General features: G+C 63.7%; 12 protein-coding genes. All 12 read left to right on the top strand.

The window, feature by feature from the left end:
* The first annotated feature begins 37 nt into the window (after positions 1-37).
* The 12 genes from rhaS to fhuB all read left to right on the top strand — a co-directional run bounded on the left by rhaS (position 38) and on the right by fhuB (position 14270).
* Positions 38-1033: a rhamnose ABC transporter substrate-binding protein gene (gene rhaS / locus EFR00_RS07660; RefSeq protein WP_077989669.1), complete on the top strand. Its 996-nt coding sequence runs from the start codon at positions 38-40 to the stop codon at positions 1031-1033.
* 72 nt (positions 1034-1105) lie between these two features.
* Positions 1106-2641: a sugar ABC transporter ATP-binding protein gene (locus tag EFR00_RS07655; protein ID WP_077989670.1), complete on the top strand. Its 1536-nt coding sequence runs from the start codon at positions 1106-1108 to the stop codon at positions 2639-2641.
* A gap of 9 nt (positions 2642-2650) precedes the next feature.
* Positions 2651-3652, top strand: a complete 1002-nt coding sequence (locus EFR00_RS07650; protein ID WP_077989671.1) for an ABC transporter permease — start codon at positions 2651-2653, stop codon at positions 3650-3652.
* Positions 3649-4659 (top strand): ABC transporter permease, encoded by a 1011-nt coding sequence (locus EFR00_RS07645; RefSeq protein WP_009994056.1) that lies wholly within the window; start codon positions 3649-3651, stop codon positions 4657-4659. Before EFR00_RS07650 ends, EFR00_RS07645 begins: the two co-directional genes overlap by 4 nt.
* Complete coding sequence (gene rhaM / locus EFR00_RS07640) at positions 4656-4976, top strand: L-rhamnose mutarotase (protein WP_040111472.1); 321 nt, start codon at positions 4656-4658, stop codon at positions 4974-4976. The genes EFR00_RS07645 and rhaM overlap by 4 nt, the downstream gene beginning before the upstream one ends.
* Positions 4973-6352 carry an FGGY-family carbohydrate kinase gene (locus EFR00_RS07635; protein WP_077989672.1) on the top strand — a complete coding sequence of 460 codons (1380 nt, stop codon included), beginning with the start codon at positions 4973-4975 and terminating at the stop codon, positions 6350-6352. Before rhaM ends, EFR00_RS07635 begins: the two co-directional genes overlap by 4 nt.
* Before the next feature lie 88 nt (positions 6353-6440).
* Positions 6441-7199, top strand: coding sequence for a fumarylacetoacetate hydrolase family protein (locus tag EFR00_RS07630; protein WP_009992196.1), 759 nt, complete (start codon positions 6441-6443; stop codon positions 7197-7199).
* Positions 7200-7329: 130 nt separating this feature from the next.
* A complete protein-coding gene (locus EFR00_RS07625; RefSeq protein WP_077989772.1) occupies positions 7330-8214 on the top strand; it encodes a helix-turn-helix domain-containing protein in 885 nt (294 codons plus the stop codon).
* Between the two features lie 160 nt (positions 8215-8374).
* Positions 8375-10540, top strand: coding sequence for a TonB-dependent siderophore receptor (locus EFR00_RS07620; protein WP_077989673.1), 2166 nt, complete (start codon positions 8375-8377; stop codon positions 10538-10540).
* Positions 10541-10634: 94 nt separating this feature from the next.
* Positions 10635-11414, top strand: a complete 780-nt coding sequence (locus EFR00_RS07615) for an ABC transporter ATP-binding protein (RefSeq protein WP_077989674.1) — start codon at positions 10635-10637, stop codon at positions 11412-11414.
* A 2-nt stretch (positions 11415-11416) separates the two neighbouring features.
* Complete coding sequence (locus EFR00_RS07610; protein ID WP_077989675.1) at positions 11417-12403, top strand: ABC transporter substrate-binding protein; 987 nt, start codon at positions 11417-11419, stop codon at positions 12401-12403.
* Positions 12294-14270, top strand: a complete 1977-nt coding sequence (fhuB, locus tag EFR00_RS07605; RefSeq protein WP_077989773.1) for a Fe(3+)-hydroxamate ABC transporter permease FhuB — start codon at positions 12294-12296, stop codon at positions 14268-14270. Before EFR00_RS07610 ends, fhuB begins: the two co-directional genes overlap by 110 nt.
* The last annotated feature ends 52 nt before the right edge of the window (positions 14271-14322 follow it).

Here is a 14322-nt window from a genome sequence, read left to right as displayed (position 1 = left end):
GAGGTGGGAAGTCTAATCTTAATGGGAGGAAAGTAACATGAAACTCGCAAAGACACTTGCGCTCGGCGCAGCGCTCGCCGTTGCCATGATGGCCGGCACGGCAACCGCCGCGGACATCAAGATCGGCCTCGTCGTGAAGTCGCTCGGCAACGGCTTCTTCGACGCCGCCAACAAGGGCGCCCAGGAAGCCGCCAAGGAACTCGGCGGCGTCGAGGTGATCTATACCGGCCCGACCTCGACGACGGCCGAAGGCCAGATCGAAGTCATCAACTCGCTGATCGCCCAGGGCGTCGATGCCATCGCCGTCTCGGCCAACGATCCGGACGCGCTCGTTCCGGCGCTGAAGAAGGCGACCCAGCGCGGCATCAAGGTCATCTCCTGGGATTCCGGCGTCGCCCCGGAAGGTCGCATCCTGCAGCTCAATCCTTCGTCCAACGAGCTGATCGGCAAGATGTGCCTGACGCTCGCCAAGAATCATCTGGAAGGCGGCAAGGGCGACTTCGCCATTCTGTCGGCCACGACTACCTCGACCAACCAGAACATCTGGATCGACCAGATGAAGAAGCAGCTCAAGGACTTCCCGGGCCTCAACCTCGTCACCACGGTTTACGGCGACGACCTCTCGGACAAGTCCTATCGTGAAGCCGAAGGCCTCTTGAAGTCGAACCCGAACGTCAAGGTCATCGTCGCTCCGACGACGGTCGGCGTTCTCGCCGCCTCCAAGGTCGTCGAAGACAAGGGCCTTGTCGGCAAGGTCTACGTCACCGGTCTCGGCCTGCCGTCCGAAATGGCCGGCGCGATCAAGTCCGGCGCCACGAAGGAATTCGCCATCTGGAACCCGATCGATCTCGGCTATTCCGCAACCCAGATCGCCTATCGCCTCGTCAAGGGCGAGACCGACGGCAAGCCGGGCAGCGAGATCAATGCCGGCCGCATGGGCAAGATCAAGGTCGGCGACAACGGCGAAGCCGCCATGGCCGATCCCTTCGTCTACAATGCTTCGAACATCGACCAGTTCTCCAAGGTCTTCTGATCCGGAGCCGACGCGTAGAACCCGGCGGCTCGATGCCGCCGGGATTTCCCTTTTGACACTGGTAGAAATCTGATGAACGCTGCCTTTCAACAACCCGTCACGGACAGCAAAACCGGCGATGCGCCCGCGATCCTGGAAATGCGCGGCATCTCGCAGATCTTTCCTGGTGTGAAGGCGCTCGACAATGTCAGCATCGCCCTCCATCCCGGCACGGTGACCGCACTGATCGGCGAAAACGGCGCCGGCAAGTCGACGCTCGTCAAGATCCTGACCGGCATCTACAGGCCGAACGAAGGCGAGATCCTCGTCGACGGCCAGCCGACGAGTTTCGCCAGCGCCCAGGCCGCGATCGACGCCGGCGTCACCGCCATTCATCAGGAAACCGTGCTTTTCGACGAACTGACGGTGGCCGAAAACATCTTTCTCGGCCATGCGCCGCGCACGCGCCTGCGCACCATCGACTGGCAGACGATGAACAGCCGCTCGAAGGCGCTGCTGACCGCGCTCGAAAGCAATATCGACCCGACGATCCGGCTCAAGGACCTCTCGATCGCGCAGCGTCACCTGGTGGCGATCGCGCGCGCTTTATCGATCGAGGCCCGCATCGTCATCATGGACGAGCCGACCGCCGCCCTTTCCCGCAAGGAGATCGACGATCTCTTCCGCATCGTCCGGGGTCTGAAGGAACAGGGCAAGGCGATCCTCTTCATCAGCCACAAGTTCGACGAGCTTTACGAGATCGCCGACGATTTCGTCGTCTTCCGCGACGGCCGCGCCGTCGGCCGGGGACGCCTCAAGGAAACGCCGCAGGACGAAATCGTTCGGATGATGGTCGGCCGCGACGTCGAGAATGTCTTCCCGAAGATCGATGTCGCCATTGGCGGCCCGGCGCTGGAAATCCGCAACTACAGCCACCGCACCGAATTCCGCGACATTTCCTTCACCCTGCGCAAGGGCGAGATTCTCGGAGTGTACGGCCTGATCGGCGCCGGCCGCTCGGAACTGTCGCAATCGCTCTTCGGTATCACCAAGCCGCTTTCCGGCACGATGATGCTCGAAGGCCGCGAGATCACCATCCATTCGCCGCAGGACGCGATCCGCGCCGGCATCGTCTACGTGCCGGAGGAGCGCGGCCGCCATGGCCTGGCGCTGCCGATGCCGATCTTTCAGAACATGACGCTGCCGTCGCTCGCCCGCACCTCGCGCCGCGGCTTCCTCCGGGCTGCGAACGAATTCGCGCTGGCCCGCAAATATGCCGAGCGGCTGGATCTGCGCGCCGCCGCGCTTTCCGTGCCAGTCGGCACGCTGTCGGGCGGCAATCAGCAGAAGGTCGTCATCGGCAAATGGCTGGCGACGGCGCCGAAGGTCATCATCCTCGACGAACCGACCAAGGGCATCGATATCGGCTCGAAAGCGGCCGTGCACGGCTTCATCAGCGAACTCGCCGCCGAAGGCCTGTCGATCATCATGGTCTCGTCCGAACTGCCGGAGATCATCGGCATGTCCGACCGTGTCCTCGTCATGAAAGAAGGCCTCTCGGCCGGAATTTTCGAACGCGCCGAACTGTCGCCGGAAGCGCTGGTGCGCGCCGCCACCGGCAATGCATGAGGTAGAAGCATGGCAAGACTGATCAGAAAACGCGAAACCCTGCTGTTCCTCATCATCGTCGTGATGATCGCGATCTTCTCGACGCGGGCAGCCGATTTCGCAACGCCGGACAATCTCGCCGGCATCTTCAACGATACCTCCATCCTGATCATCCTGGCGCTGGCGCAGATGACGGTGATCCTGACGAAATCGATCGACCTGTCGGTCGCCGCCAATCTCGCCTTCACAGGCATGGCGATCGCGATGATGAATGCCGCATATCCGGGCCTGCCGCTCGTCGTGCTCATCCTCACAGCGATCGTCATCGGCGCGGCACTCGGCACGATCAACGGCTTCCTCGTCTGGCGTCTTGAGATCCCGCCGATCGTCGTGACGCTCGGCACGCTCACCATCTATCGCGGCATGGCCTTCGTGCTCTCTGGCGGAGCCTGGGTCAACGCGCATCAGATGACGCCGACCTTCCTCGCCGTTCCCCGTACGCCGATCCTCGGCCTGCCGGTGCTGAGTTGGGTCGCGATCATTATCGTCGCGCTGATGTACATGCTGCTGCGCTACAGCCAATTCGGCCGCTCGGCCTATGCGACCGGCGGCAATCCGACCGCGGCGGTCTATGCCGGCATCGATACCGGCCGGACGAAATTCCTTGCCTTCGTCCTTTCGGGTGCCTTGGCGGGTCTTGCCAGCTATCTCTGGGTGTCACGTTATGCCGTCGCCTATGTCGATATCGCCAACGGTTTCGAACTCGACAGCGTTGCCGCCTGCGTCATTGGTGGCATTTCGATTGCCGGCGGCGTCGGCTCGGTCGCCGGCACGGTCCTCGGCGCGCTCTTCCTCGGCGTCATCAAGAATGCTCTGCCGGTCATCGGTATTTCACCCTTCACGCAGATGGCGATATCAGGCACCGTCATCATCCTCGCCGTCGCCTTCAACGCCCGACGCGAGCGCAACCGCGGCCGCATCATCCTGCGCGACCGCGCCGCAGCCGACACCAGAACGGAGGCCGCAGCATGAGCGCCGTTTCCATGCCGTCCGAAAAGCGCATCATCCCCGACCGCCTCGGCACACCTTTCCGCCGCATCATCGCAAGCTGGGAAGTGCTGCTCTTTGGCGTCGCCGTCCTGATCTTCATTTTCAATTCGCTGGCGTCGCCCTATTTCCTCGATGCCTGGAACCTCTCGGACGCGACCTTCAACTTCACCGAAAAGGCGATGATTGCCTTCGCCATGGCGCTGCTCGTCATCTCAGGCGAGATCGACCTCTCGGTTGCCGCGATCATCGCGCTCGCCTCGACGGCGATGGGAGCGGCAGCTCAAGCCGGCATCGGCACGCCCGGCCTTGTGCTGATCGGCATCGGCACCGGCCTTGCCTGCGGCATCTTCAACGGTGTGCTCGTCTCCGTGCTGAAACTGCCGTCGATCGTCGTCACTATCGGCACGATGAGCCTTTTCCGCGGCATTTCCTATATCGCGCTCGGCGACCAGGCCTATGGCAAATATCCCGCCGATTTCGCCTATTTCGGCCAGGGTTATGTCGTCTGGGTGTTCTCCTTCGAATTCGTGCTCTTCATCGTCGTGGCGATCCTCTTCGCCGTCCTGCTGCATGCGACGAATTTCGGCCGGCAGGTCTATGCGATCGGCAATAATGATTTCGCTGCCCGCTTCTCCGGCATCCCGGTCGAGCGCGTCAAATTCATCCTCTTCCTGCTGACCGGCATCATGAGCGGTGTCGCCGCGGTCTGCCTGACCTCGCGCCTCGGCTCGACCCGGCCTTCGATCGCCCAGGGCTGGGAACTCGAGGTCGTCACCATGGTGGTGCTCGGCGGGATTTCGATCCTCGGCGGCTCCGGCAGGATCGGCGGCGTCGTCATCGCCGCCTTCGTCATGGGCCTCGTCACCTTCGGCCTCGGCCTATTGAATGTGCCCGGCATCGTCATGTCGATCTTCATCGGCCTTCTCCTCATCATCACGATCGCCATCCCGATCATCGCCCGCCGCATCAAGCTCATGAGCTCCCGATGACATTGGAAAAACACGCCTTCAAGATGCAGCTCAACCCCGGCATGGAATCCGAATATCGCAAGCGGCATGACGAGATCTGGCCGGAACTGGTCGATCTCCTGCACCAGTCCGGCGCCAGCGACTATTCCATCCATCTCGACCGCGACACCAACACGCTGTTCGGCGTGTTGACGCGGCCGAAGGACCATACGATGGCGAGCCTGCCGGAACATCCCGTCATGAAGAAATGGTGGGCGCACATGGCCGACATTATGGCGACCAATCCCGATAATTCGCCGGTTCAAAGCGACCTCGTCACCCTTTTCCATATGCCATGACCGCCGCCCCCTATCGCCGCATCGCCGTTCTCGACATCGGCAAGACCAATGCCAAGGTCGTCGTTCTCGACAGCGGGACGGGCGCCGAGATCGCCGTCCTGAAACGGCCGAACATTACGATCAAAACCGGTCCCTACCCGCATTACGATATAGAGGCTCTCTGGTCCTTCGCGCTTGATGCCCTGAAGACGCTGGCGCGGGAACCCGGTTTCGACGCCATTTCAATCACGACCCATGGCGCCGCCGCCGCGCTGCTCGATCGGCACGGTCAGCTCGCCATGCCTGTCATCGACTACGAACACGAATATCCGCAAGCGATCCGCGATGCCTATACGGCCTTGCGCCCCTCCTTCGACGAGACCTTCTCGCCGCGCCTTTCGATGGGCCTCAATGTCGGCGCCCAGCTGCATTATCAGAGAACCGCCTTTCCCGCGGAATTCGCGGACGTGGCGACCATCCTCACCTATGCGCAATATTGGACGGCGCGGCTGACCGGTGTCGCCGCCAACGAGCTGACCTCGCTCGGCTGCCATACCGACCTCTGGAACCCGAAGATCGGCGGCTATTCCTCGCTCGTCGACAGGCTCGGCATCCGCGCGATGATGGCGCCTATCCGTTCCGCCTTCGATGCGCTCGGGCCGGTGCTGCCCGAGATTGCCGCGGAGCTTGGGCTCGCAGCCCCCGTGCCGGTCTATTGCGGCATTCACGATTCCAATGCCTCGCTGCTGCCGCATCTCGTCCATCGCGAGGCCCCCTTCGCCGTTGTCTCCACCGGCACCTGGGTGATCAATTTCGGCGTCGGCGGCGATCTCGATCACCTCGATGCCAAACGCGATGCGCTCGCCAATGTCGATGCCTATGGCCGGGCCGTCCCCTCCTCGCGTTTCATGGGTGGGCGGGAATTCGAAATCCTGTCGGCCGAAATCGGCCCTGTCGATGAAAAGGCGGCCCAGGCGGCGATCGGCCCTGTCATCGAAAAGGGCTTGATGCTGCTGCCCAACATCGCCCCCGGTTCCGGACCTTTTCCCGGAAAGACCAGCCGCTGGATCGGCGCGGAAGAGGCGAGCCGCCGGGAGCGGCATGCCGCCGCCTGCCTCTATCTCGCCTTGATGACCGATGCCTGCCTCGAACTGATCGGCGCCAAAGGTCCGGTCATCGTCGAAGGGCCCTTTGCCCTCAACGAAATCTATCTGAAGCTGCTGGCCGCCCTTGCCGGCCGCGCGGTCCTCGCTCTTCCCGGCTCGACCGGCACCAGCCAGGGTGCTGCCCTTCTCACCGGCATCCGGCCGGTATCCGGCGCCGAGACGCATGTTCGGCCGGCCGAAATCGCGGGGCTTTCCGCCTATCGCGATCGCTGGTACGCGGCGATGGAGTAAGAGCTTTTCCAACTTCGGCCCAAGACCCACTTGTTCATTGCTGCCCTGCCGTTAGTGTGCGCCTCGAAAATCAGCTCGAGGAGACAGCATGACAGAGGCATTCGATCCACGCGCCCTTGCCGCCAGACTGCACAGCCTGCGCCAAGCCGGCCGACAGGAGGAAACCGGCACTTTCACGCTGCCGGCCGATCTGCATCAGGCGATGGAGGCGCAGAATTTCCTGACTGCAGCCGACGGCATTTGCAGCAATGCCTGGAAGGTGACGGTCTCGCCGCAGGGTCAGGCGGTCACCGGTCCGCTGCATCCCTATGCCGAAGCCGCCTCGGGCGCGGGCATCCCCTGGTATCCGGGCATGAAGTTCGAAACCGAGATCGCCGTGCGCCTCGGCAAGGATCTGCCGATCCGCACCGGCACTGCCTATAACCGCGCCGAAGTGGTCGAGGCGATCTCCGCCGTCCATCTCGGCGCCGAGCTGCTGGTCAGTGCGGTCAGGGAAAGCGGCAGCATCTCCTTTCTGCTGTTTACATCAGACCGCCTCGGCAACAGCGGCTATGTGCTTGGCCCGAAGCTCGACGAAAGTGTTGTCGATACCGCCGGCGGTACGCCGCTCAAGGTCACCCATGCCGGCCGCACGATCTATGATGGTCCGGCGCAGCATCCGAAGGGCGACGTTCTCACCTGGCTCGTCGATTACGCCAATGACGGCCTGCGCCCGGAGACATCGCTGAAGGCAGGCGCGCTGATCACCACGGGCACGTTGAGCGGCGCGATCGAACTGACGGAGCCAGGCGAGATCGATATCCTCCTCGGCGACAGCCAGCTCCGTTTCGCAGTGACGAAGCCCTGATCGATCGCGGCTTTCCATTCCCGGATCCGGACCTCATTCGGTGATTGTCATCCGGTTCCGCCTGCTGTAATAAACTTGAGTATTAATTGAAGGTTTATCTTCGGCCGCTTGGCCGGAGGCGGAAATGGAAATGACGTTTCAACCGCGGATGCAGAACAAGATCCAGGGCTTCTCCGTCATTGGCGGCGTGCATCGCCGCCAATGGAACGGCATCGTCGCCGATGTCTGGGACGTCGAATGCGCCGCTTATGCCGGCGGCTATTATGTCTCACGGGATCCGCGGCTCTTCATCATGCTCGACAAACGCGGACCGGGCAATTCGCGCATCAAGCTGTCGCCGAAGGCCGAGGGCGCCGTCCAGGATGCGGAAAAGCGGCCGATCTCCTATGTACCGGCCGGCATGGAAGTCTGGGCCGATCTCACCGGCGTGCATTCGGTGCGCCACCTCGACGTCCATTTCGACGCCGACACGATCAGCCGCCGGCTGATGGAGGATATCGACCCGCGTCGTCTCGGAAGCCCGCAGCTTCTCTTCTCCGACGAGCGCCTGCTGGCGCTGGCGCAGCTGGTCGCGGCCGAATGCCTCAATCCGGAGCCGCTGCACGATCTCTATGGCGACGGCCTCGCGCTGGCGCTGATCATCGACGTGCTGAAGCTTTCCAAGGCCGTGCCGCGCAAACGCAGCAAGCTCGCCTCCTGGCAGCTTCGCCGCGCCACCGACTTCATCGAGCAAAACTGCCTGCGCAACATCCGCCTCGAGGAACTCGCCAGCCTGACCGGCCTGTCGCAATCGCATTTCAGCCATGCTTTCAAGGCTTCGACCGGCATCGCACCGCATCAGTGGCAGACCAATGCCCGGCTCGACAGGGCCAAGCGCCTGCTCGTCGACAGCGAATATGCCTTGACCGCGATCGCCGCCGAAACCGGCTTTGCCGATCAGGCGCATTTCACCCGCGTCTTCCGCAAGCATGTCGGCAGCACGCCGGCCTGCTGGAAAAAGGCCCAGCTTGCCTAATTGCAACGGTCATCGGGCAATTGTTTGCGAGCCGGAGAATTGCCCAAAAACGTTCAAATTTCCCCGATCCGGACAAGCCGAGCCGGTAAAATTGAGTTAAACGCTCACCTTATTAGGGCTTCGCCGCGCCAGCGTCGCGGCACGAGTGGGTAGACAAGACATGCGCGGGCAGACCAGGGGTCGCAATTTCAAGCTAAATCTGTGGGCAGGCGTTGCGATCGCCGGCCTGATGGCGGGCGCCGCCGCGGCGCAGGAGGCGACGTCGACGACGCTCGAATCGATCGTCATCCAGGGCGGCGGCGACACCGCGACCAGCCCCGTGAAAGGCTATGTCGCCAAGAACTCCTCCGCCGGCTCGAAGAGCGATACGCCGCTCAATGAAATCCCGCAGTCCGTCTCCGTCGTCGGCACCGAGGAAATGGACGATCGCGGCATCACCAACAAGATCGACGAGGCGTTGCTCTATACGCCGGGTGTCACCTCGCAGCCCTTTGGCAATGACGGCGACACCGACTGGTTCTATATCCGCGGCTTCGACGCCGGCCAGACCGGTGTCTTCTTCGACAATCTGACGCTTTTCAGCTACGGCTTCGGCGGGTTCCAGCTCGATCCCTTCATGCTGGAGCGCGTCGAAGTGCTGAAGGGCCCGGCTTCGGTACTTTACGGCGGCGCCAATCCCGGCGGCATCGTCAATCTCGTCCGCAAGCGCCCGCTCGACGAGCCGCTCTTCTATACGGAGATCGGCATCAACAGCAACGGCAACGGCAACGCATTCACCGGCTTCGATGTCTCCGACAAGATCGGCGCCAGCGGAGCGATGAGCTACCGCATCACCGGCAAGGTTGCGGGTGGCGACAATTATTCGGATTTTTCCGAGGATTTCCGCGGCTTCATCATGCCGCAGCTGACCATTTCGCCGGATGACGCCACCAGCCTGACGGTCTGGGGCAGCCTCGCCGGCCTCGATCAGGTGCATACCGGCAACGGCTTCTTCCCCTATGTCGGCACCGTCGAGGATGCGCCGTTCGGCAAGATCGACCGCGACGCCTTTTATGGCGAGCCCGACATCGACGACGGCAGCTATGTTCAGAAGATGGTCGGGGTCGAATTCGCGCATGAGTTCGACAACGGCATCAAGTTCTCCCAGAATCTCCGCTACGGCCGGCTCGACAAACATGAAATCGGCCCCTACCTGAACGGCTGGGTCGGCGGCGTGCCGACGGGTCCGGACTATCAGCTGGCGCGCATCGGTTTCGAGGGGCGCTCGGGCGTCGACACGTTCTCGATCGACAACCGGCTCGAAGGCGAGACCGACATCGGCGGCGCCACGCACAATCTTCTCGTCGGACTCGATTACACCTATTACCGTCTCGACAATTGGCAGGCCTGCTGCGGCTCCAATCCGATCAGTGCCACCGATCCCGTCTACGGCACGACGCAAGGCGCCAATTTCGTCTATGCCGATGGCATCGTCACCAAGAACCAGATCGGCGTTTATACCCAGGACCGCATCCATTTCGGTGATGGCTGGCTGCTGACGCTGAACGGCCGTTACGATTATGTCGATATCGACCAAGATGCCGTGATCGGCACGACCTTCAGCACCAACGACAGCGCCGTCAGCGGCCGCATCGGCCTTGCCTATGAGTTCGACAACGGCCTGACACCCTATGTCAGCGCCGCGACCTTCTTCAACCCGCTGATCGGCACCGGCGTATCCGGCGCGCTGAAGCCGGAGGAAGGCGAGCAGTTCGAAGGCGGCATCAAATATGAGCCGAGCTTCATCGACGGCTCGCTGACCGCGTCGGTCTTCCACATCACCAAGCGCAACAACACCGTCACCAATCCGGCGACCTTCGCCCAGAGCCAGCTCGGCGAAGTCGTCTCGCGCGGCGCCGAACTCGAAGGCAAGGTCAATATCAACGAGAACTGGAAGGTTCTCGCCTCGCTTGCCTATACGGATCTTGAGGTGACAGAGAATGAGGCCAACCCGGCCCTCGTCGGCAATTCACCTTATATCGTCCCGAAGGTGACCGCCTCGCTCTGGCTCGACTATACGCTGACGACGGGTGCCTTCGAAGGCATGAGCTTCGGCGCCGGCGTGCGCCATCAAGGCTGGTCCTGGGCCGATGAGGCCAATACCGAGAAGGTGCCGTCCGCAACCCTCGTCGATGCCGCGATCCGCTATGACAGGGAAGACTGGGGTGCCTCGCTCAACGTGACGAACCTCTTCGACAAGGAATATGTCAAGGGTTGCGGCGGCCTGACCGTCTGCGGTTATGGCGATGCCCGCACCGTCACCTTCAAGCTCAGCAGAAAGCGGTAAGTTGACAATCTCAGTTTAGTTTTGCAGGAACCTGCGGGGAAAGGGAGGGCATGCCCTCCCGAATCCATTTGCAGCGCCGAACCTGGAGCAGACCATGCCTTCGCCTTTTCTTGCCCTGTCGGGAATCGACTATGCCGTCGGGCCGAAATCCATTCTGCACGGTATCGACCTGACGCTCGAGCAAGGCCGCATCTACGGGCTGGTGGGGCCGAACGGGTCCGGCAAGAGCACGCTTTTGAAGATCATCGCCCGCCAGGTCGCGCCGAAAGCCGGCGCCGTCGCCTTCGACGGCAAACAGGCGGCCGACTGGGGCGCCCGCGAATTTGCCCGGCACGTCGCCTATATGCCGCAATTCACGCCGGCAACCGACGGGATGACCGTACGGGAACTGATAGCGCTCGGCCGTTTCCCCTGGCACGGCACGCTCGGCCGCTTCACGGCGACGGATCGCAACAAGGTCGACGAGGCGATCGTCCGCACCGAGCTCGAGGATTTCGCCGATCGTCTCGTCGCCAACATGTCCGGCGGCGAGCGCCAGCGCGCCTGGATCGCCATGATGCTCGCGCAGGATGCCCGCTGCCTGCTGCTCGACGAGCCGACCTCGGCGCTCGACCTCGCGCATCAGGCTAGCGTCCTCTCGCTGGTCAAGGAACTCAGCCACGAACGCGGGCTGACCGTCATCGTCGTGCTGCACGACATCAATCTGGCCGCGCGCTATTGCGATGCGATCATCGCGCTCAACCGCGGCCGGATCACCGCCGAAGGCACGCCCGCCGAGATCATGCAGACCGAGACGCTGCAGTCGATTTTCGGCGTCGGAATGGGCGTCTTTCCGCATCCGGTTCGCAACGAACCGGTGAGCTATCTGTTATAGGCATGGCCTTTCTGGCTTACTTCTCCCGCAGGCAATTTCTGACCGGTGCGGTGGCCTCGCTCTCCGCCCCCGCGCTGGTGCGGGCGGCGGAGGGCGTGCGCGTCGCCACGCTCGACTGGGCGCTGCTCGAAACCCTGCTGGCCATCGGCGCCAACGTCGTTGCGGCAACCGAATTGCGGCAGTTCCGCGAGGTCGCCGTCACACCTGACGTGCCGGCGACGGTGGCCGATCTCGGCCTCCGCGGCACGCCCAATTTCGAGGTGCTGCGGTTTGCACGACCGGAGCTGATCTTCAATTCGAACTTCTATGCCTGGGCCGACGGGCGCATGCGCCTGATTGCGCCGGTAGAGAGCCATGCGATCTACAAGCCCGGTGGAAGCCCCTTCGCGCTGGCCGAGCAGGTAACGCTTGCGCTCGGCGAGGGCCTGCAGCTTCCCGCCGCCAGGCAGTTGACCGAGGCGCTTTCAGCCCGGCTCGACCGCCACCGCTCTGTCTTTACGGCCGGCGACGGGCGGCCGGTCATCCCGATCAATCTCGGCGACGCCAGGCATTTCCGCGTCTTCGGCGCCGATAGCATGTTCGGTGAAGTGCTGAAACGCGTCGGCCTGACCAATGCCTGGCAGGGTGCGACCAGCTACTCGGCGGCGGCCCCCATCGGCATCGAGACATTGGCATCGATGCCCGACGCCTGGATCGTCATGATTCCCCCGCATCCGGCCGATGCTCTCGCTGCGCTCTCCAGCAGCGGCTTCTGGAATGCCTTGCCGGCCGTGCGCGAAAAGCGCGTGCTGATGCTCGGCTCGATCAATCCCTATGGCGCGCTGCCGGCCGCCGGCCGCTTTGCCGACCTGTTGGCGGAGGGGCTCGCCCATGCATGGAATGGTTTGCCGCGCCAGGCCCGCACGACGCGCGGGCGCGCCTGTCATCGGCATCATCTTCGCCACGCTCTGCATTGTCGCCTTCGCGCTCCTCATCGTGACGCGCCCTGAGGTCCCGCACGGCGCTGCCGATGCAGCCGCGCTGAATGGGATACTGTCCTGGCACGGCATCATGCCCCGCGCCGCGCTGGCCCTGATCGCCGGCGCCGCACTCGGCCTTTCCGGCGCATTGCTGCAGCGTGTGCTACGCAATCCGATCGCCGACGCCTCGACGCTCGGCATCGCCGCCGGCGCGGAACTGGCAATGACGGCGGCCATGAGCGTCTCGCCTCTGCTCATCGGTTTGCCGCGCGAGATGATCGCCTTTGGCGGCGGCATCGCGGCCGTCGCCATCGTGCTGGCTCTGAGCTGGCGGCGCGGGCTCGACCCAGTGACGGTGGCGCTTTCCGGCATGATCGTCAGCCTGATCGCATCGGCGCTCAGCGTCACGCTGATTCTTTCGCGCGGCGAATATGCCATGTCGATCTATATCTGGGGCGCCGGTTCGCTCAGCCAGCAGGATTGGCACAGCGTGCTCTCGCTTGGTCCCCGGCTTGTAATCGGTTTTGCCGCCGCCCTACTGCTGGTGCGGCCGCTGCGTATCCTCGCGCTCGACGACAGCGGCGCCAGAAGCCTCGGCCTTGCCCTGCATTCGACTCGCCTGGCGATCGTCGCCCTTGCCGTCTGGCTCGCCGCCTCGGTGACCTCAGAGGTCGGCATCATCGGCTTCCTCGGCCTCGCCGCACCCGCGATGGCAAGGCTTGCCGGCACGCGCAGCTCCGGCCGGCTGATGGTGGCCGCGCCGCTGACGGGCGCCGGCCTGCTCTTCCTGACCGATTGCCTCACCCAGGTCCTCGGCCCCGGTTTTACCGATCTCGCGCCCACGGGCGCCGCAACCGCCCTGCTCGGCGGCCCGCTGCTGCTCTTTCTGCTGCCGCGCGTGCACTCCGTTTCAGCCATTGCCGCCCGGCCGGCCGAAATGCTGAACAGGCTCGCAAAGCCGATCCGGGCGCTTGCTTTGCTCTTCACGGCCCTCCTCCTGCTCTTTGCCGTCGTTCTCACGTTCGGCCCGGCCGATAACGGCTGGCATGTGGCGACCGGCGCGCTGTTTGCCGACCTCCTGCCCTTCCGCCTGCCGCGCACGATGGTAGCCGCCGGCGCCGGCGCCATGCTGGCGGCGGCCGGCTTCATCATGCAAAGGATGACCGGCAATCCGATCGCCAGCCCCGAAGTGCTGGGCGTCAGCGGCGGCGCCGGCGCAGGCCTCACCGTGGCGCTCTTCCTCTTCGGCTTCCCCTCACCCGTCACCATGCTGCTTTCCATGGCGATCGGCGCACTGGCAGCCTTCCTCGCCATGATCGCCATTTCCGCCCAAGCGCAATTCTCGCCGGAACGCATGCTGCTTGCCGGCGTCGGCATCGGCGCCTTTGCCATGGCGATCGTGACGATGGTGCTCGCCCAGGGCGATATGCGCGGCTATATCCTGCTCACCTGGCTATCCGGTTCGACCAACCGCGCCGGGACCTTCGAAGTCTGGATGGCCGTCATCTCACTGGTCGTGCTGACCGCGCCTCTGCCTTTCCTCAGCCGCTGGCTGACGATCCTGCCGCTCGGAGCAGGCCTCGGTCGCGCTGTCGGCCTTCCTGTCGGGGCAAGCCGGCTGGTGCTCGCCATCCTCGCCGCGCTGATGACGGCGATCGCCTCGTTCCTCGTCGGCCCGCTCAGCCTCACCGGCCTCATCGCCCCGCATCTTGCCCGCCTTGCCGGCTTCCGCGCGCCGGGCCACCAGCTTGCCGCGAGCCTCATCTTCGGCGCCGGCGTATTGACAGCCGCGGACTGGCTGTCGCGGGTCGTCATCTATCCCTACCAGGTGCCGGTCGGCCTCTTCGCCGCGCTGATCGGCGGCCCCTATCTCATCTGGCTGCTGTCGCGAAAGTAGGTCCGCCAGAACGTCGTTCCATTCTCCCTCCTGTGCTCATCACAGGAATCTC

The sequence above is a fragment of the Rhizobium sophoriradicis genome (assembly GCF_003939025.1).
In the GTDB taxonomy this organism is placed as follows: domain Bacteria; phylum Pseudomonadota; class Alphaproteobacteria; order Rhizobiales; family Rhizobiaceae; genus Rhizobium; species Rhizobium sophoriradicis.
The sequence above is the reverse complement of the archived record's forward strand: the minus strand, read 5'-3'. Positions and strand labels throughout refer to the sequence as shown.